Source organism: Planktothrix sp. PLAVEN19ND, assembly GCF_057220675.1.
On record NZ_CM170132.1, the window covers coordinates 2,619,863 to 2,638,610 of the forward strand.

The window sequence follows — 18,748 nt, forward strand, 5'->3', positions numbered from 1 at the left end:
TTTAATTTAGTAGGATAAAACATCATGATACGTCGTTTTGCGATAGTTAGTAGCCTCGTTGTGCTAGGTTCCTTTGGATTATCTACCGTAGCCCGTGCGGGTGAAGGGGGCGTAGCTGGTTCGGCGGCTTTCACCGTTGTTGCAGATAAGGTTACGGGTGTGGCGGTTTCGGCTGCTGTCGGTAAACAAAGTGCCACCGCTCAGGCTTTCAACTACGATGCTACCAATGCCAATGGTTTACAGAACTCGGCTTTTGCATTGGGTACTTCGGGAACACTCAATCTCACCACTATTGGTGCCCCGACAGGCTCTGGCTACAACACATTAGATGATCCTCTTCTGGGTACACCCCAAACGAATACCTTCACAGCCGGGTATACCATCACTATTGGTACTATTAGTGGCAATCCTTTGGTTAAGTCTCCCTAGAACTTTTATGAATTGTTAATGGGGAAGTCGATCCCTCCTAGCCCCCCTTTTTAATGGGTAACCAGATTTTAAAGTCATCATAAAAAAGGGGGTTTGGGGGGATCAAAGTCCCCCTTTTTAATGGGATTTAGGGGGATCTAATCTCAAGGTTAAAGCCGAAATTTTAGGAACTGCCCAATCAATATACGCTTTTTTTTCGCAACATTTCTAATAATTAACTCGGAATTTTTTAGGAGAAACTATGATGAATTCTACTACAAAAACTTTTAATTCCACCCCGACAATTGTTTTTATCGATGCGGGAGTTGACAATGCCCGGCAACTGGTTAAGGGTGTTATTCCTAATGCCAAAGTCTTTATCTTAGATAAAACCGCCGATGGTATTGAGCAAATTAGCCAAGTTTTAAGTCGATATCAGCATATTGATGCAGTTCATATTATTTCTCACGGTGCGCCCGGTTGTTTATCTCTAGGCAATACTCAACTCAGTTTAGATACCCTAATTTACCATATCCCCCAACTGCAACAGTGGAATGTTACCAACCTGCTCCTCTACGGTTGCAATGTGGCGGCTGGGGATGCTGGGGAAGAATTTATTACTAAGTTACACGCCCTCACCGGGTCAGAAATTGCGGCATCTAAGTCTATGACGGGGAATGCTGCCAAAGGGGGAAATTGGGAGTTAGAAGTCACTACAGGTCAAGCTGAGTTGACGGTAGCTTTTACCCCAGAAGTGATGACAAACTATCCGGGAATATTCGCTGCTCCAGTCCTGGTCAAAGATATCAACCCTGGCACAAGTAGCTCCAATGCCTACGAACTCACCAACCTCAACGGCATCCTGTACTTTACCGCCGATAATGGCACCAACGGCTATGAGTTTTGGAAAAGTGATGGCACCACCGCCGGCACCGTCATAGTCAAAGATATCAACCCTGGCTTAACTAACTCCAATCCGGCCTACTTCACCAACGTCAACGGCACCCTGTACTTTCGAGCCAATAATGGCACCAACGGCGAGGAGTTGTGGAAGAGTGATGGCACTGCCGCCGGCACCGTCATGGTCAAAGATATCTACCCTGGCTTAACTAGCTCCAGTGCCTTTATCTACCTTGACAATTACGTTACTAACGTCAACAGCATCGTGTATTTTAGCGCCAATAATGGCACCAACGGCGAGGAGTTGTGGAAGACTGATGGCACCGCCGCCGGCACCGTCATGGTCAAAGATATCTACCCTGGCACAAGTCAATCCCGTCCCCACGAACTCACCAACCTCAACGGCATCCTGTACTTTTCAGCCGATAATGGCACAAACGGCTATGAGTTGTGGAAGAGTGATGGCAGCACCGCCGGCACTGTCATGGTCAAAGATATCTTCCTGGGTAATAATCTCGCTGCCTCCAATCCCACCGAACTTATCAATATCAACAGCACCCTGTATTTTAACGCCCGTGATGCCGCCAACAACAATGAGTTGTGGAAGAGTGATGGCACCGCCACTGGCACCGTCATGGTCAAAGATATCTACCTTGGCACAACAGGTGGTGGCAACCCCAGCGAACTCACCAACGTCAACGGCATCCTGTACTTTAAAGCCGGGAATTCTACCAACGGCTATGAGTTGTGGAAGAGTGATGGCACCGCCGCCGGCACCGTCATGGTCAAAGATATCAACCCTGGCACAGGTAGCTCCGATGCCTACGAACTCACCAACGTCAACGGCATCCTGTACTTTAAAGCCGATAATGGTACCAACGGCACAGAGTTGTGGAAGAGTGATGGCACCGCCGCCGGCACCGTCATGGTCAAAGATATCTACCCTGGTACAACTGCCTCCAATCTCCAAAACTTGATCAACGTCAACGGCAACCTGTACTTTACCGCCAATAATGGCACCAACGGCCAAGAGTTGTGGAAGACTGATGGCACCGCCGCCGGCACCGTCCTGGTTCAAGATATCTACCCTGGCACAGGTAGCTCCATGCCCAACAACCTCACCAACATCAACGGCACCCTGTACTTTCGAGCCGATAATGGCACCAACGGCCAAGAGTTGTGGAAGCTAGTTGATAACAGTAGCCCCACCAATATTGCTTTAAGCAATAGCACCATCAATGAAAACGTCGCAGCTAATAGCGCCGTCGGGACATTAACCAGCACTGACCCCGACACCGGAAATACCTTTACTTATAGTTTAGTCACGGGTACAGGCTCAACAGATAACACCGCCTTCGCTATTGTTGGCAACCAACTCAACATCGTTGCATCCCCCAACTTTGAAGCCAAGTCCAGTTATGCTATCCGAGTACGGACTACCGATCAGGGGGGACTAACTTACGAAACCCCATTGACGGTTACTGTTAATAACCTCAACGAAACTCCTACAGCCCTAGTCCTCAGCAGTACCAGCATTAACGAAAACGTCGCTGCTAATAGCGCAGTCGGCACCTTCACCAGCACTGACCCCGACACCGGAAATACCTTTACTTATAGTTTAGTCACGGGTACAGGCTCAACAGATAACACCGCCTTCGCTATTGTTGGCAACCAACTCAACATCGTTGCATCCCCCAACTTTGAAGCCAAGTCCAGTTATGCTATCCGAGTACGGACTACCGATCAGGGGGGACTAACTTACGAAACCCCATTGACGGTTACTGTTAATAACCTCAACGAAACTCCTACAGCCCTAGTCCTCAGCAGTACCAGCATTAACGAAAACGTCGCTGCTAATAGCGCAGTCGGCACCTTCACCAGCACCGACCCCGACACCGGAAATACCTTTACTTATAGTTTAGTCACGGGTACAGGCTCAACAGATAACACCGCCTTCGCTATTGTTGGCAACCAACTCAACATCGTTGCATCCCCCAACTTTGAAGCCAAGTCCAGTTATGCTATCCGAGTACGGACTACCGATCAGGGGGGACTAACTTACGAAACCCCATTGACGGTTACTGTTAATAACCTCAACGAAACTCCTACAGCCCTAGTCCTCAGCAGTACCAGCATTAACGAAAACGTCGCTGCTAATAGCGCAGTCGGCACCTTCACCAGCACTGACCCCGACACCGGAAATACCTTTACTTATAGTTTAGTCACGGGTACAGGCTCAACAGATAACACCGCCTTCGCTATTGTTGGCAACCAACTCAACATCGTTGCATCCCCCAACTTTGAAGCCAAGTCCAGTTATGCTATCCGAGTACGGACTACCGATCAGGGGGGACTAACTTACGAAACCCCATTGACGGTTACTGTTAATAACCTCAACGAAACTCCTACAGCCCTAGCCCTCAGCAGTACCAGCATTAACGAAAACGTCGCTGCTAATAGCGCAGTCGGCACCTTCACCAGCACTGACCCCGACACCGGAAATACCTTTACTTATAGTTTAGTCACGGGTACAGGCTCAACAGATAACACCGCCTTCGCTATTGTTGGCAACCAACTCAACATCGTTGCATCCCCCAACTTTGAAGCCAAGTCCAGTTATGCTATCCGAGTACGGACTACCGATCAGGGGGGACTAACTTACGAAACCCCATTGACGGTTACTGTTAATAACCTCAACGAAACTCCTACAGCCCTAGTCCTCAGCAGTACCAGCATTAACGAAAACGTCGCTGCTAATAGCGCAGTCGGCACCTTCACCAGCACCGACCCCGACACCGGAAATACCTTTACTTATAGTTTAGTCACGGGTACAGGCTCAACAGATAACACCGCCTTCGCTATTGTTGGCAACCAACTCAACATCAACGCCTCCCCCAACTTTGAAGCCAAGTCCAGTTACAGTGTCCGGGTGCGGACTACCGATGCTGGGGGACTGTTTACCGAAGCCCCATTGACGGTTACTGTTGCTAATGTTAATGAAACTCCTACAGCCCTAGCCCTCAGCAATAGCACCATTAACGAAAACGTCGCTGCTAATAGCACCGTTGGGACATTAACCAGCACCGATCTGGATGTCGGTGATACCTTTACTTATAGTTTAGTCACGGGTACGGGAGATACTGATAACACCGCCTTTACCCTTGTGGGTGACCAACTGAAAATCAACGCTTCCCCTGACTTTGAAACTAAGTCCAGTTACAGTATCCGACTGAAAACCACTGATGCTGCGGGACTGACTTTCGAGAAGGCATTGACAGTTAATATTAATAATCTCGCCGACCAAACCCCTACTAATCTCACTCTCAGCAGTAACAACATTGATGAAAACGTGGCTGCTAATAGCATCGTTGGGACATTAACCAGCACCGATCTTGATGTCGGTGATACCTTTACTTATAGTTTAGTCACGGGTACGGGAGATACTGATAACACTGCCTTTACTCTTGTGGGCGACCAACTGAAAATCAACGCTTCCCCTGACTTTGAAACTAAGTCCAGTTACAGTATCCGACTGAAAACCACTGATGCTGCGGGACTGACTTTCGAGAAGGCATTGACAGTTAATATTAATAACCTTAACGAAAAGTTAGTCTCCCTCACACCCAATAACGACATTTTCAATGGGACTGCTAGTGCCGACCAAATCGACGCTTTAGCAGGCAGCGATCGCATCTACGGTGAGGGCGGAAACGATACCATCGATGGTGGCGAGGGCAACGATATCCTCTACGGTGGTGATGATGATGATTTGCTGCACGGTGGCAATGGCAGTGATCGCCTTTATGGTGATGCAGGTAATGATCAACTTTATGGTGATGCGGGTAACGATATCCTCTATGGCGGCGACGGTGACAATCTCCTTGATGGCGGAGCGGGTAGCGATCAAATTTATGGTAACACCGGGATTGATACTTTTGTTCTAGCTGCTGGAATGGGTCAGGATCTGATCAACGGTTTTGAAGATGGCAAAGATAAAATCCGATTAGATGGTGGTTTGACTTTTGCCGATTTAAACATTACCACAAGTGGCACTTCTACCTTAATTAAAGTGTTAGCAAGTGGAGTAACTCTTGCTTCTTTAATTAACGTAAATTCAACCCTGATTGGGTCGGCTGATTTTATTTAATGTAGACTAGAAAACCGAAAGTTCGTTGATCTCTTTATAGTCTTAGACCCCCCTAGCACCCTTGGAAAAGGGAGATTTAGGGGGATCTAATCTCAAGGTGTAATCGGGGTTTAAAAACTGTTAACTCATTTCTATAATTTCCAGCGAGTGAGGACACTCACACTACCACAAAATACTCTAATTAACAGTCCTCTAATTCCTAATTTATTTTAACTTTTAAGTCAGGATGTTTTAATTGTAAAAAATTTGATATTAGAATTTGTTACTGTATTTACTATTATATCAACCCTCGATTTAATTGATTTATAATCATGAACTTTCCCCGAATAATTCTTAACTTTGATCCCCGTATTTCCACAACATACAACCGTACTATTTCCCTCGGTTTAACTATCTTTAGTATTGCAAGTGCAGCCCCAATTTTTGCACAGACCGAATCCAATTTACCCAACAATACCCCCGATCAAAATGCCTCAGAGATCAGGGTTCCCGAGTTTCCAGAAGCCCTCTCCTTGTCACAAACACTCCACTGGTCTCATTCTGCTATAGACCTGCAACCTTTATCACAAAATTTATCACAAAATTTAAGCACGGAACCCAACCCCAAAGAACTATTTTTAAATAAAAAGTCTAAAGGTTTAACTACCTCCCCCGACCCCAATTATATTATCCCACCGCGCATTGATCCTAAAGAAAAAATCAACCCAGGAACGACAAGGTTACCGCTTAATGATATTCCCATTAGTCACTTAACAGAATGGCAATTGAGTGCTTTACAAGCCTTTGCTGAGACTACAAACAGCGATATTTTTTTTAATGGTACGCTCAAAATTCAGAGTCGAGTTATTGAGAGTTTAACCCGCGATAATATTTATACCGTAGATCAAAAAGGAAGTTATTTTCAATTGCGAACTGTTCCCTTAGAAAGAACCATTACCACCACAACCATTGAGCCCCAAACCATGACGGGTTTAGAACTACAAATGAGTTTAACCGGGGCTTGTATTTTTTCGGGAACGACCCCTAATCAACAATGTACTTATATGCCTGGTTTAGTAATTGATCGCAATAGTATTGATCCCAAATTTTTTGTCCCCACTCGCGTTTTTCAAACCTCGACCGTGGGGGAAGTTCTCAAACCAGAAACCTTAGCTTTTGTCGAGCGTCCCGGCTTTCAAGGAGGAACAAGTAGTCAACCCATTGGCGTAGATTTTTATTTTCCAAATACGGGTGCTTTCCCTGGAAATAGTCAATCTCAAGAAACAGATTTTCAGCGAAAAGAAGAAATTAATTATACCCTTGTTGGGACATTTTCCAGGGTGCGTCAAGTCATTAAAGCCAATGATACAGAAGCTGTTTTAGGGAGAACTATTCGAGGATTTACTCTATTTTTTGATGACGAAAATCGCTGGAATAATACGATAATTCAAGCTGGGGCGCAATTGTTACCCGATGTCATTCCTGATTTAGAAGGCAGTGAAAAGCCGGCTAATCCTAATATTAATCTTAACTTATTTTTTGCTGCTAATAATACTCGTTTACCCAGTAGTAGTTTTACTATTTATTCCGCCGGACTTGGACGTGCCGAAAGTTTAACTTCTAATATTACTAATTTAAGCCAAATTCCCAGAGCAAATTATCATAGTCTTTGGTTCGGTCTTTCTCCAGTAATTAAACGCAACTTTGAAGATAGTCAAATCTTTTATCAGCCCACAGGCCCACAATTTACCCTCGCCAATGGGGGTGGAGAAGGGGGAGCCGATACGAATGTTCAGTTAATCTCTGCGGTGAATCAAGATACCTATTCAACGGCGAATCTACAGAATTTTTATGCTCAAGTTTATTTAGGTTTTTTCCAACAAAATGTTAACTTAGTGACGGAAAATATCTATCGAGAAAAAATGGGTTATTATCCCCATTTAAGCTTTACAGGAGATTGGACAGGTAGCCAATATATTCTCCGATATTATACGGGTATTATTGCGTCAGAAGAAGTTAAACCTTATCTGGGTACTGATTATACCAGAAACACGGTTAACGGTTGGAATTTTCGGGGTGGTGCAATTGGTTATATTAATCCCGATCAGGATTATTATAGTCAAGTTTGGGGTGGTGTCGCCAAAATAATTAGCTTTAGTAAAAGTGCTAATTTAACTTTATCATCGGGATTCAATTATGCTATTGATCGGGATACAACGATTGGTGATGTTGTTAGTATTTCACCCGCGAGTGAAGTTGCCGTTGCTGCGCGCTTAAATTGGGGAATTGTTTTTATTGGTTTAAGTAACTATTTTGGCGGTATTCTTCCTAATTCCTATGATAATCGCTTACTTGCTGAATGCAGTATCAGTCCGACCAAAACCCTGACTCTCTCTGGTTATATCGCACCCATTGATGAAACTTCTAATCGTTCTCTCTATGGTGCGGGTATCATTTGGCAATTCAAAAACCAGTATAACAGTCCCACTTTATCCTTTAATTGGCAAAATCAACAATATGATTATGGGAATGATGTTTTCGGGAATAAATTATTAGTTAATGATAATATTTTTACGGTGTTATTTCGAGTCGGTCATCCGGGTAACCCATTCCAGTCGGGGCGCGAAGCTCAGGGCAAGAATTAATCAAGTTTAAGTCCCATTTAAACAATAATCCCACGCCAAAAAAATCCGTATAGCGTGGGAAAAGTTATAAAAAATTGCAATAGCAAAAAAACGTTAAACCAAAACCGGAATAATCTGAGATTCTTCCGGGAAATAAGGACAACTCAACTGAGGGTTTAAGCCACTTCGTCAGCCACCCCTGAAACTAACTCTTTGAAGGCTTTACCCGCCGAAAATACCGGAACAGTGGTCGCCGGAATGGTCATGGGTGCACCCGTACTTGGGTTACGACCCTCACGGGCTTTACGTTCTCTGGCTTCAAAGGAACCAAAACCTACCAAAGTCACTTTTTCCCCATCCGCCACCGCTTCCATGATGGACTCACAAATGGCTGAAACAATTAAATCCGCTTGTTTTTTAGTCACACCAGCTTTAATGGCCGTGGCTTGAACCAGTTGTTCTTTATTCATCTGATATGAACCTCATAAATTATGTGAGCAAGTCTGCAAATAGTGAACTACTCACCGCTAACCTGGAGTACCAGGCAGAGCGGAAGTTTCTGTACTTACACCGCGAGTGCCTCAAGACAGACTTGCGTCCCCCTTTTGGTCTTACCTCCCCTCAACCAGCATCAAACGGCTGAACCATCCGTCTTTAACATTCTGATGCCTTCTGCTCTGATATTGATCGCTGCGTTTCCATCTCGGTCGTGATCGGTACCACAATGGGGACAAGTCCATTCACGAACATCCAACGGCATCTCACTCACCTGGTTACAGGTAGAGCGGGGGACTTGCCGGCGGTGTAAGTTAAGGCTGATGGCAGTGCTAGCACAACCCCATCAGCAATTGGCAAGCCCAGAAAGCCTCAACCACCTTAACCCTAAGTAAAGTTGGTGTTTTTGGGTTCTCCGTCGGTAAAGCCCGAGTGGATGATGGGAAGTCATCCTGACAGAACACCAATTTACCGCTTTTGTAGAGATTAGCATTGATTTGAGGGAGTTTTGACACTCTTACGAATAGAATTTGAGAGATTTAAAGCCCAAGTAGAAGGACGGGGCTTGATAGCCTATTTTTGGGCGACAATAGAATAGACCCTAGACTGGAAAAGATCAAATATGACGGCTGAAGAACTTTTGATGGCTTATGCCTCTGGAAAGCGGGATTTTCGGGATACAGACCTATTTCGGGCTGATTTTAATAATGCTGACTTGAGTGGAGCCAGCCTATTTCGATGTCACCTGTTTCGGGCTAACTTATTTCGGGCTAACTTGATTGGGGTGAATTTATACAATGCCGATCTCGTTGGTGCTAACCTCTACTGTGCTAATTTAAGTGGGGCTAACCTGAGTGGGGCTAATTTGACGCGGGCGGATTTAACCGGGGCTAACCTGAGTGGAGCCGACTTAAGTGGGGCGGACTTGAGTGGAGCCACTTTATCCCTGGCAAATTTGAGTTATGCTGATCTGAGTCGAGCCACTTTATTAAAAGTCGATTTGGTGGAAGCGAATTTGAATCATGGGAATCTCAAAGGAGCTAATTTGAAAGATGCTAATTTCACGGATTCAACGGTTCAGGACGCTAATTTTACGGGTGCAATTAATATAAGTTTAGATTTACTCAGTTACCTGCAACAGCAGGGGGCAATTCTATCGAAATCGGAGCTTTCGGTGACTCAGTGCTAGACCCTTGAACGTGCGGACTTGGCTTCCGCACCCAGCCCCTCAAAATCGTGGCAATATTCGGTGTGGCTTCTTAATCCCCCCAATGCTCTCTATCGCGCGCTATACGACCTTGGAACCAACTCCCCACTTAGTCTTACATACCGAAGGTGGTAATCGCTATTTACCACTGATGGGTAAAAATTACTGGACATTGGGTCGCAGTGAGGACAATACTTTTGTCGTCAAAGACCGATGGATGTCTCGTAACCATGCCATGTTACAACGCATGGAAAATGGAGAGTTTTTTTTAATTGATTTAGGGAGTCGAAATGGTTCCTTTGTCAATGGTCGGCGGGTGACAATTCCGGTTACCCTTCATAATGGAGATCATATTGTTTTCGGACAAATGGAATTAGAATTCTATTGTCCTGATGTCACCCAAGAAACTGACCCTTCCGAACCTGAATCGGAAGATTTTACCGCTACATTAACGGTTCGCCGTTTGATATCAGTCATGGTCATGGATATTCGGGATTTTACCGTATTAACCCGACAATTAGATGAACGGATTTTATCAGAAGTGATCGGTCGTTGGTTTCGTCACGCCGGACAAATTATTCGAGAAAATGGCAGTTGGGTAGATAAATATATTGGCGATGCGATTATGGCGGTTTGGTTTCATGGAACCCAAGGAGTCACTCCCCAAGAAATGTTAAAAATTGCTAACGCATTAAGTCAATTACATAAAATTACAATAGAACTGAGTAATCATTATCCCTTGCCTTTCCCGTTGCGAGTCGGTGCTGGAATTAATACCGGATATGCCATGGTCGGTAATACTGGAAGCGGTGGTACTGCTGATTATACAGCTTTGGGAGATACGGTAAATGCAGCCTTTCGTTTAGAATCTTCGACCAAAGAAATTGGTATGGATATTGCATTAGGAGAAACTACCTATAAATATCTATCCCAGGCTTGTCCTCAACAAAATTTTCAACAATATACTGTTAATCTTAAAGGCTATGATACCCCTACAATTACCTATGGGGGAACTTTTGCCAATTTAGATGAGTTTTTGGAACCGAAATCATAATCTTGTAAAGTGTATAATATTAAATCAGAATATTTTACCTACTTGATCATGAAACTTGCCACCGACATCAAAATTCCCTTCCCTCGTCCCCTAGTTTTTAGTACCTACAGAGACAATTTAATGGATGTGGTCAACTCATTACCCAATAAAAATGATGTTAAATTAGTCTCTCATCGAGTAGAAGCCGATACGGTTTATACTGTTTATGATTGGCAATCGGATGAAGATATTCCCGCCCTGATTGAAAATATATTAAAACAGGATAAACTCCGTTGGACAGAATACGACACTTGGAATAATCAAGATTTTACCTTAGATTGGAAAATTCAAACCCAAATTTTTACAGAAGCATTCCAATGTTCAGGAAAAAATACCTTTTTAGAGGATAAAAATAATACCATAATTCAAACCCGAGGCGAAATTCAACTAGACCCGAACAAAATAGATGGAGTTCCCGATTTTCTCAAGACTCAATTAGCCAGTTTGTTTGAACAAATCCTAGGAAGTAAACTCGAACCCAATTTAATTGATATGGGGAAAGGAGTACAAAAATATTTAGAAAAACACAAATAATAGGTCTAGGGTGGGTGAGTTTCTAGTCGTTTTTTGATCAGGATAACAGAATCACCCACTTTAGAAAAACAAAAATCAACCATAATGTGTCCACCTTCGGGGCACTTTCTAATTTTTAGAATGCTTGGAGAATTGCAAGTTGTTAAGGGCGATCGCAGATACACAGATTACTCTATATCAAAAGCATTTCACTGCGCTGGCACAAAATCATAACCAGTACCAGAACGAGAGTTTTCGTCCCCAATAATTTTCACGAGTTGAATTGGGGCGTTACGATCGCCTGTTGGCAAAAAGGTCACGACTCCAGAAGCACCTTGAGCAGAAAATTTGGGCGATGAAAGCACTTTTTGCACCCCACTACGAGTGGGATTTTCCTGTAAAGCAGCAATCAATGCTTTAGTTGCATCATAAGCCATTGCGGTGCGCCAGTTAACGTCTGCACCCCAAAGGCGATCAGCATCTGTAGTAAACTTTTCTTGCAAATTTGCTTCTCTATGCCAAGGAATTGCTAGTACCATGCCCATAACATTTTCTTTACCTACTTTTAATGTATCAATATGGTAAGCACTGTCTCCTCCTAAAAGTGGTAGTCTTCCCTGGTTTACTTGCACTACTTGTAAAGATTGATTGCGTGTCTTCTCATTGGGCAATAAAGTAATGACTTCTGCTCCCTGACTAATTGCCGCGTCTACGTTAGCTTTAGGGCTAAAAGATGTATTACCCAAGTCAAATTCTGCTACCACATTGCCATTATTTTGAGCCAAATTTTTTGTAAACTCATTTTTTTTAGATGTTTTCGCTATATACTAGAGAAATAGTGAAACACTTGAGAAGATGTACGCCACTCAAAAGAACCAACTTAGACGACTTAGCCAGCAGGAATTTAACGCCCTGACTGTTTTGTGTCGTTTGAGCAAGAATCTTTTTAATGTGGCTTTGTATGAATGTAGGCAGTATTTCTTTACTCAAAGAAAGCGACTGACCTATGAATCTAACTACCATATTTGCAAGTCTAATGAGAACTATCGGCTTCTTAATACCGATATTGCTCAACAGACAATGAAGGTGGTAGATAGAAGTATGCGGTCTTTCTTGGGACTTCTTCAAGCCATCAGTATAGGACGCTGTGAACAAAAACCACAACTGCCTAAATACTTGCCCAAAGATGGTTATTTCCCTTTGATTATTCCGAGAATTAAAGTTAAAAATGGGGTGTTTAATATCCCCATGTCTCAACAATTTAAACAGGAATATGGGGAAGTGAAAATCCCACTCCCAGAAAGACTGAAAGACAAGAAGATTAAGGAGGTACGAATACATCCGAAATACTCGGCTCGATGGTTTGAGATTGAGTATATTTATGAAGATGAAAAAATCGAAACATCTGTTGATTCCGAAAAAGCGATAGCTATTGACTTGGGGGTTAATAATCTGGCAGCTTGTTTTGACACTGATGGGCATCAATTTTTGATTGATGGCAAAAGACTTAAAAGCATTAATCACTGGTATAACAAGCGTAACGCCCAGCTTCAATCTGCCAAAGACAAGCAAGGGATAAAAGGGATCACAAATAAACAGGCACGACTTAATCAAAAGCGGAATGACTCTATTCGAGATTATTTGAATAAATCGGCTCGAATAATAATCGACCATTGTTTGACTTATCAAATTGGTAAATTGATAGTTGGTTACAATCCGGGTATCAAGCAAGAGATTAATATCGGACGTTCTAATAATCAAAACTTTGTCCAGATTCCTTTTTGGCAGTTGAGACAAAAACTTAAAGCTTTGTGTTGTCGATACGGAATTGAGTATGGTGAACAAGAGGAATCTTACTCCTCTAAGGCTAGTTTTTATGACCAAGATGAGATCCCTATTTACAATGCCGATAATCCCAGTAAACAGAAGTTTTCTGGTAGAAGGATTAAGAGAGGATTGTATAGAACAAAGGATAGACATCTGGTTTCGGCTGATATTAATGGTAGTGCCAATATTTTGGTTAAAAGTAAGCACAGACTTGATTTTGAGCGAGTGTCTAGCGGGTTTTTGGCTAACCCTTTAAGGATTTACGTCTCTTAAGAATCCCCGCCGTTTTACGGCGCGGGAGTGTCAATTACCAAGAAATTCGGGAAGATGGTCTCCTTGAGGGTCTCCAACAAGGAGTCCAACAAGGAAGACAACGGGAGGCGATGTCATTTGTTACTCGCTTAGTGACTCGACGAGTCGGTGCGATCGCTCCTACAATACAAGAACAAATTCAGACCCTATCTGTAGAACAATTAGAGGATTTAGGGGAAGCACTTCTGGATTTTTCAGAAGCAACGGATTTAGAAAATTGGTTGAATCAAAGTCAGCCTTAATGAGTACAATAGAGGTTCATCTGTTTAAAACTTCACCTAATACTTTAAGGACATTTAACCCATGACCGTTGATGAAGTTCTTGCGATCGCAGAAGTTGTCCTTGATGGGGAATGCTTAAACGACGTGCGAGAGCTAATATTTAGACAATGTTGGGAAGGTAGATGCTCCTATGAGGAAATTGCTAAACTTTCCAAGTATGATGATGAATACATAAAATCCATTGCTGCTAAACTAGTGTTGGGTTTTGTTGTCACTCAACCCAACCAAATATTAAGAAATAATCTAAGAAGGAATTTTAACAGTTTCCCCTAATAAACTCGACATTCGTGCTGCCTCAGCAACTTTCAGGGTAGATAAACTGGCTTCTGGGCTAACATAAAGGGGCGTTCCTTCATAGAGACAATCTAAAACCATCTGAGTATCTTTAACAAATAATCCCCGACGGGAAGCCACCTCAATATTTTGAACAGTATCCTTTTGAATCAGTTGACCCTTTTCGGGAGTAAAAATTAACGTTCCCTGTTCACCATAGAGGGTAAAAGTGTTATCAGACTGCCAAAAAACTTCTCCTTTTCCATAAACAGACTCTCCCAGGATGCCATTATTAAAAGTTAACCTAGCATTACATAAACAGGCTTTGTAGAGATCCGGTTCAATATCCCAATATTGGACTTGACAATTGACACTAGCTACTGTCCCAAATAAATCGGTAAATCTGTGCAAACGGGACAAAGCCCCAGTTATCGGAAAACCAAATAAAGAGGGCTGATATGTCCATTTAGCCGGGGCTGGATTTTGGGGGTTAATAGTGACATAACGAACATAGAACACTTGACCAATGGCCTCCAGGGACGCTTTGATAGCATTGTGCATTCCTCCCAACAGTTCAAGATGTTCGACATGGAGGAGTTTATTTTTCTCTTGCGCCAGGGCAATTAAAGATTCTGCGTCCTGGGGATCTAAACTCAGGGGATATTCAACGACAACGTGTTTATCCTGTTCTAAAGCATAACGAGCAATCTTGCCATGATCTCGATTTACCGTGCAAATGATTACCAGATCAATATCTGGCCGTTCGACTAAATCAGCCCAGGATGCAGATACCGTAACATCAAATTCTTGACTAAAGGCAATTGTGGAGGCCGGGGTATTACCCGCAATGGCCACAAGCTGCGATCGCAGATCGGCAATTAGAGCCGCCGCCCGCATTTTCGCCACATATCCACTGCCAACAATTCCCACTCGTAGAGGATGGGAAACCTTACTAACAGAAGAAAATAAAAATCGACTCATGATATCAGGGTTAGGGACAAGGGTGCTAGATATAAGTAATCAAGATGCAATTAGAAAAATTTATAATAAATCCCATTCTAAATCTAGGTTGACAAGGTTTTACAACTTCGGCTTTTTCTCCTAATATCGAGATGTGAAAAAAATCTGTGATGCAGGCAAAAGCCCATTAATGCTTTTGGTTTGTATAAGGGATTTTTATATTTTTATCGAAATTAACGAGAGGAACACTACATGGCTAGTTATAAAGTCACATTGAGAACTCCAGACGGCGAGAAAACCATTGAAGTCGCTGATGATGTTTATATTTTGGATGCGGCGGTAGACGACGAAGGTATTGATTTGCCCTATTCCTGTCGTTCGGGTTCTTGCTCATCCTGTGCAGGTAAACTTGTTTCCGGTACAGTCAACCAAGACGATCAGAATTTCTTAGAGGATGACCAAATCGCAGCAGGATACGTTTTGACCTGCGTGGCCTACCCCACTTCTGATGTTGTGATCGAAACCCACAAAGAAGATGAGGTGGAAGCCTAGTCATTTGCGTGTTCGTTCAAAGTTCAACGGTGATGGTTATTATCGGCGTTGAGCTTTGAATTCATCAGGGATTGACGGGCTGAAGTTCGGTTTTTGGGAATTAAGAGTTTAGTTACTCACTACCCTAACTTCGCCTGTTGATCCGATTCCCAACCCAAGTCTTATATAAGGAATCAAGATGTAATTGGAAAAATTTATAATAAATCCCATTGTAAATCTGGATTGATCAGGTTTTACAACATCGGCTTTTTCTCGTAATATCAGAGGGGAAGAAAATTCCACGATGCAAACAAAGCCTAATCAAGCTTTTGCTTGCTATCAGGGGTTTTTAGAGTTTTTATCGAAATTCGTGAGAGGATCACTACATGACTGCTGATGCTACTGCTATTTACAAAGTCACACTGAAAACACTAGAAGGCGACACCATAACTGAAAATACGATTGAAGTCCCCGATGATGAGTACATTTTAGATGTAGCAGAAGAAGCCGGACTGGAACTACCGTCTTCTTGTCGTTCAGGTGCTTGTTCTACCTGTGCGGGTAAAATTGAATCGGGTACTGTTGACCAATCGGATCAGTCTTTCTTGGATGATGACCAAATCAAAGACGGATATGTTTTAACCTGCGTTGCCTACCCGACTTCTGATTCCGTGATCTGGACGAACAAGGAAGATGAATTATATTAATTGAGGTTTGACACTCCCTGTGCCTAAAGGCGTGGGGATTCTTTGTTCATAGAGCTAACTTAAAGGTTTACAATAAAAAGCCGTCGTAGAAGGGTTTTAAACCCATTTTTCCGATAATCATTATCACCTATTTAGCTCTTTATTTCTGTTTAAGTCCCACTAAGCGTTATGGCCACTGCTATATCAACGGCGTTGAACTCTAAATTTTTTTTAATTCTCCGACAGCAGGGATGAATTTAAAGGTTGCAGTTGGGTTCCTGGGAAGTAAAAGTTTAAAATTTGTTCACTTGACCATCCTAATTTAGCCAGATGATAAGATCCTGTCTGACTCATTCCTACTCCATGTCCGAAACCACCTCCAACAAAAACATAACCTTTAAGGGTTTTATTGGGATTGTAAACGGGATCAATATAAAATAAAGTGCTAATCGGGGGTAAAAATGCACTTTGAATTTCATCTTTAGCAATTTCTAACACCCCTTGATCTGTCGTTACTGTCATTTTCAATATCCGCCCGGTTTGCGATCGCTTTACAATCTCAACCTTTTGAACTTTCTTAAAATTAGCTTGAGGCAAATTTCGCCGTTTTAAGTAAGATCGCAATTGTTCTGCAATGGCTTCTAAAGTAGCTTCTTCCCGCCAACGAAAATCAAGTTCTCCGGTTTCATTAAATCCGGTTTTTAGATTGATAAACTTTCTAAAATTAGGTTCGGAAGCTAAATTTTGTTGAGATAAATCCCAAATTTTATTCGGGGCATCAATTACCCCTAGCAAATAGGGCCGGGGTTCTCCATTCCAAATATCATTATAATTTGCCGTGACTCCCCCACTGGCGGAAAAATACACCGCATCTGTCAAGGTATTGTTATGGGTTAAAACTAAACCCTTAGTCACCTCAATAGCTTGATCCGTACTCCCATAAACTTCCGTTAGTCCTCGATAAACTTGACAGTCCGTATTTGCACAAAGATGATAATTGTCCGCTTCAAACCGTTGCAGGTTTCGCAAGGCGTAGGTTCGCGCTAGAACAGCCTGGGCTTCGATGGAGGCTGCCGGGGGCCAAGCCCCAATTTCATGGGGCACGACGCCCCGCAAATAGGTCTCTAACGGCACGTTATTAACCAGGGTATAGGTTCCATAAGCGTCGGGTTGTAGTCGCAAACTCCCCCCATAGACCAGAGGTTCGGGGTCATTGGTTTTTTGACTAACTTGAATCACATTCTGGGGACTGGTAATCTCCAGTTGATTGCGGTTATAGCGATATCCGGCTGCCGTCCAATAGGGGGTACGTTTTTGGGTGAGAATTTGGGTTTCCAATTGGGGCAGTTTATGGCCTTGGGCTTGTAAACTATCGATTAACCACCGTCGCAACAGGGGGGTATTATAAACACTGCGTTTGGCCCAAACTTGCCAGCGATCTGGTTGGGCTAATTCCACTTCTAAACCCAGCGATCGCCATTGTTGAGCATCTTCTTCGGCATTTTCATAGCTGCGGTGGGTACTCAAAACCACTCTTTCTTCGACTTCTGGTTCCAGGAGGGGTTCAACGCCCATTTTCAGGAGCACACTCTCAGTCTGGAGTTGTTTTTCCCCTTGGGGCGTCTGAAATTGCAGGGTTAAGTAGTCTCCCGGTTGGGCTTTGAGAATTAATTGATCACTGGGTTTATCCCCAAAGTGTTGCACTACACCGATTTTTAATGTCGGGTTGAAGTCTTGATCTTGGGGTTTTTGTTCTTGGGCACTGGTGGGAGTGGGGGAGAGGATCAAAAAGCATAATATACTGAATACCTTTGGAGGGAAAAATAATATCATCTTAGCCATATTAATTACTGCTATAGTTGTTGATTGAGTTATTCTTCTTCAGGTGATTCTTGATCGGAAAAAACAGCTTCTATATTGCGATAACCACTGACTATCCGAACAATTTCTACACCATTTGAAATCGGGCGATAAAATATTAAATAGTCTTCTACTGGAAATCGTCGTAGACCTTCTGATAGTTCATTGCAGCTTTGTCCCATGTTAGGAAAATCCGCTAAACGTTTAAATTGTTGTTGGATTTTTTCATTAATTTGTCTAACTGCTACGGGACTAAAACGGGTGAGGTAGTTGTTGATTTCTCTTAAGTCTTGCTTGGCTGGAAGTGTAATTAAATATCGGCTCATGATATTACTTCCTCTGCTTGAAGTTCAGCTTCCATCCGTTGCAAATCGGCTTCTAATTCAGCAAAAACTTCTTCCCCATCAAATACCTCACCTCGTTCTGAAGCTGCAATTCCCTCTTGAATTTTAGCTTTTAATTTGGCTAACTTAGCTTCCCGAATGCGATCGCGTTGATCTAATAACATTAAGGCTTCCCCAATGACGTCACTGACAGAAGCATAGCGACCGCTATTAACTTTATCCTGAATAAACTCTGTTAAGTGCTTCGTTAATGGAATTTGCATGGTTTAAATATCCTGAAGTTGTCTTGACCATCAATTTATATTTT

The 18,748-nt window shown here is 42.9% G+C and carries 17 protein-coding genes and 1 pseudogene; 11 read left to right on the top strand and 7 right to left on the bottom strand.

Annotated elements, in window-relative coordinates; translation table 11 throughout:
- Nucleotides 1-24 precede the first annotated feature (24 nt).
- From AC2D3N_RS11420 to AC2D3N_RS11430, 3 genes are all read left to right on the top strand, one after another.
- Nucleotides 25-429 (top strand): hypothetical protein, encoded by a 405-nt coding sequence (locus AC2D3N_RS11420; RefSeq protein ID WP_079677704.1) that lies wholly within the window; start codon nt 25-27, stop codon nt 427-429.
- Nucleotides 430-673: 244 nt separating this feature from the next.
- Nucleotides 674-5,455 carry an ELWxxDGT repeat protein gene (locus AC2D3N_RS11425; RefSeq protein ID WP_484693752.1) on the top strand — a complete coding sequence of 1,594 codons (4,782 nt, stop codon included), beginning with the start codon at nt 674-676 and terminating at the stop codon, nt 5,453-5,455.
- Between the two features lie 311 nt (nt 5,456-5,766).
- On the top strand, nt 5,767-8,079 hold the full coding sequence (locus AC2D3N_RS11430) for a hypothetical protein (protein WP_484693638.1): 2,313 nt from the start codon (nt 5,767-5,769) through the stop codon (nt 8,077-8,079).
- Between the two features lie 155 nt (nt 8,080-8,234).
- Here the strand turns inward: AC2D3N_RS11430 and AC2D3N_RS11435 are convergent, their stop codons facing one another.
- Together AC2D3N_RS11435 and AC2D3N_RS11440 are read right to left on the bottom strand one after the other, a co-directional pair.
- The gene (locus tag AC2D3N_RS11435) at nt 8,235-8,528 is read right to left on the bottom strand and encodes an HU family DNA-binding protein (protein WP_079677707.1); all 294 of its coding nucleotides are present in this window, start codon (nt 8,526-8,528) and stop codon (nt 8,235-8,237) included.
- Between the two features lie 19 nt (nt 8,529-8,547).
- Nucleotides 8,548-8,830, bottom strand: a pseudogene (locus AC2D3N_RS11440) (zinc ribbon domain-containing protein); the annotation flags it as partial.
- A 345-nt stretch (nt 8,831-9,175) separates the two neighbouring features.
- On the opposite strand from AC2D3N_RS11440, the gene AC2D3N_RS11445 reads away from it, so the two are divergent.
- From AC2D3N_RS11445 to AC2D3N_RS11455, 3 genes are all read left to right on the top strand, one after another.
- A complete protein-coding gene (locus AC2D3N_RS11445; protein WP_079677708.1) occupies nt 9,176-9,742 on the top strand; it encodes a pentapeptide repeat-containing protein in 567 nt (188 codons plus the stop codon).
- Nucleotides 9,743-9,824: 82 nt separating this feature from the next.
- Nucleotides 9,825-10,814, top strand: a complete 990-nt coding sequence (locus AC2D3N_RS11450) for an adenylate/guanylate cyclase domain-containing protein (protein WP_079677709.1) — start codon at nt 9,825-9,827, stop codon at nt 10,812-10,814.
- 48 nt (nt 10,815-10,862) lie between these two features.
- Nucleotides 10,863-11,387 carry a hypothetical protein gene (locus AC2D3N_RS11455; protein ID WP_144017679.1) on the top strand — a complete coding sequence of 175 codons (525 nt, stop codon included), beginning with the start codon at nt 10,863-10,865 and terminating at the stop codon, nt 11,385-11,387.
- A 188-nt stretch (nt 11,388-11,575) separates the two neighbouring features.
- Here AC2D3N_RS11455 and AC2D3N_RS11460 read toward each other — a convergent pair whose 3' ends face one another.
- Entirely contained in the window at nt 11,576-12,151 is a 576-nt protein-coding gene (locus AC2D3N_RS11460) for an ABC transporter substrate-binding protein (protein ID WP_484693639.1), read from the bottom strand.
- 70 nt (nt 12,152-12,221) lie between these two features.
- Between AC2D3N_RS11460 and AC2D3N_RS11465 the strand changes: the two genes are divergently transcribed.
- The 3 genes from AC2D3N_RS11465 (at nt 12,222) to AC2D3N_RS11475 (ending at nt 14,060) form a co-directional block, all read left to right on the top strand.
- Nucleotides 12,222-13,466, top strand: a complete 1,245-nt coding sequence (locus tag AC2D3N_RS11465) for an RNA-guided endonuclease InsQ/TnpB family protein (RefSeq protein WP_484693640.1) — start codon at nt 12,222-12,224, stop codon at nt 13,464-13,466.
- A gap of 44 nt (nt 13,467-13,510) precedes the next feature.
- On the top strand, nt 13,511-13,747 hold the full coding sequence (locus AC2D3N_RS11470) for a DUF4351 domain-containing protein (protein ID WP_255377557.1): 237 nt from the start codon (nt 13,511-13,513) through the stop codon (nt 13,745-13,747).
- A 61-nt stretch (nt 13,748-13,808) separates the two neighbouring features.
- Entirely contained in the window at nt 13,809-14,060 is a 252-nt protein-coding gene (locus AC2D3N_RS11475) for a helix-turn-helix domain-containing protein (protein WP_079677714.1), read from the top strand.
- On the opposite strand, the gene AC2D3N_RS11480 is transcribed toward AC2D3N_RS11475, so the two are convergent.
- Entirely contained in the window at nt 14,031-15,041 is a 1,011-nt protein-coding gene (locus AC2D3N_RS11480) for a Gfo/Idh/MocA family protein (protein ID WP_079677715.1), read from the bottom strand. The genes AC2D3N_RS11475 and AC2D3N_RS11480 overlap by 30 nt on opposite strands.
- Nucleotides 15,042-15,272: 231 nt before the next feature.
- On the opposite strand from AC2D3N_RS11480, the gene AC2D3N_RS11485 reads away from it, so the two are divergent.
- On the top strand, nt 15,273-15,572 hold the full coding sequence (locus AC2D3N_RS11485; protein WP_079677716.1) for a 2Fe-2S iron-sulfur cluster-binding protein: 300 nt from the start codon (nt 15,273-15,275) through the stop codon (nt 15,570-15,572).
- Between the two features lie 365 nt (nt 15,573-15,937).
- A complete protein-coding gene (locus AC2D3N_RS11490) occupies nt 15,938-16,258 on the top strand; it encodes a ferredoxin (RefSeq protein WP_079677717.1) in 321 nt (106 codons plus the stop codon).
- A 210-nt stretch (nt 16,259-16,468) separates the two neighbouring features.
- Here AC2D3N_RS11490 and AC2D3N_RS11495 read toward each other — a convergent pair whose 3' ends face one another.
- From AC2D3N_RS11495 to AC2D3N_RS11505, 3 genes are read right to left on the bottom strand one after another with little or no spacing between them, the layout of a single operon-like run.
- On the bottom strand, nt 16,469-18,079 hold the full coding sequence (locus AC2D3N_RS11495; protein ID WP_079677718.1) for a SpoIID/LytB domain-containing protein: 1,611 nt from the start codon (nt 18,077-18,079) through the stop codon (nt 16,469-16,471).
- A 29-nt stretch (nt 18,080-18,108) separates the two neighbouring features.
- Nucleotides 18,109-18,423 carry a type II toxin-antitoxin system RelE/ParE family toxin gene (locus tag AC2D3N_RS11500; RefSeq protein WP_079677719.1) on the bottom strand — a complete coding sequence of 105 codons (315 nt, stop codon included), beginning with the start codon at nt 18,421-18,423 and terminating at the stop codon, nt 18,109-18,111.
- A complete protein-coding gene (locus AC2D3N_RS11505) occupies nt 18,420-18,704 on the bottom strand; it encodes a type II toxin-antitoxin system ParD family antitoxin (protein WP_079677720.1) in 285 nt (94 codons plus the stop codon). The genes AC2D3N_RS11500 and AC2D3N_RS11505 overlap by 4 nt, the downstream gene beginning before the upstream one ends.
- Between the last annotated feature and the right edge of the window lie 44 nt (nt 18,705-18,748).

What these genes read in the sequence shown, in the direction of transcription:
- AC2D3N_RS11480 (WP_079677715.1), bottom strand. Translation starts at nt 15,041, where the DNA reads ATGAGTCGATTTTTATTTTCTTCTGTTAGTAAGGTTTCCCATCCTCTA.
- AC2D3N_RS11455 (WP_144017679.1), top strand. Translation starts at nt 10,863, where the DNA reads ATGAAACTTGCCACCGACATCAAAATTCCCTTCCCTCGTCCCCTAGTT.
- AC2D3N_RS11500 (WP_079677719.1), bottom strand. Translation starts at nt 18,423, where the DNA reads ATGAGCCGATATTTAATTACACTTCCAGCCAAGCAAGACTTAAGAGAA.
- AC2D3N_RS11445 (WP_079677708.1), top strand. Translation starts at nt 9,176, where the DNA reads ATGACGGCTGAAGAACTTTTGATGGCTTATGCCTCTGGAAAGCGGGAT.
- AC2D3N_RS11485 (WP_079677716.1), top strand. Translation starts at nt 15,273, where the DNA reads ATGGCTAGTTATAAAGTCACATTGAGAACTCCAGACGGCGAGAAAACC.
- AC2D3N_RS11475 (WP_079677714.1), top strand. Translation starts at nt 13,809, where the DNA reads ATGACCGTTGATGAAGTTCTTGCGATCGCAGAAGTTGTCCTTGATGGG.
- AC2D3N_RS11425 (WP_484693752.1), top strand. Translation starts at nt 674, where the DNA reads ATGAATTCTACTACAAAAACTTTTAATTCCACCCCGACAATTGTTTTT.
- AC2D3N_RS11430 (WP_484693638.1), top strand. Translation starts at nt 5,767, where the DNA reads ATGAACTTTCCCCGAATAATTCTTAACTTTGATCCCCGTATTTCCACA.
- AC2D3N_RS11435 (WP_079677707.1), bottom strand. Translation starts at nt 8,528, where the DNA reads ATGAATAAAGAACAACTGGTTCAAGCCACGGCCATTAAAGCTGGTGTG.
- AC2D3N_RS11420 (WP_079677704.1), top strand. Translation starts at nt 25, where the DNA reads ATGATACGTCGTTTTGCGATAGTTAGTAGCCTCGTTGTGCTAGGTTCC.
- AC2D3N_RS11465 (WP_484693640.1), top strand. Translation starts at nt 12,222, where the DNA reads ATGTACGCCACTCAAAAGAACCAACTTAGACGACTTAGCCAGCAGGAA.
- AC2D3N_RS11490 (WP_079677717.1), top strand. Translation starts at nt 15,938, where the DNA reads ATGACTGCTGATGCTACTGCTATTTACAAAGTCACACTGAAAACACTA.
- AC2D3N_RS11450 (WP_079677709.1), top strand. Translation starts at nt 9,825, where the DNA reads ATGCTCTCTATCGCGCGCTATACGACCTTGGAACCAACTCCCCACTTA.
- AC2D3N_RS11495 (WP_079677718.1), bottom strand. Translation starts at nt 18,079, where the DNA reads ATGGCTAAGATGATATTATTTTTCCCTCCAAAGGTATTCAGTATATTA.
- AC2D3N_RS11505 (WP_079677720.1), bottom strand. Translation starts at nt 18,704, where the DNA reads ATGCAAATTCCATTAACGAAGCACTTAACAGAGTTTATTCAGGATAAA.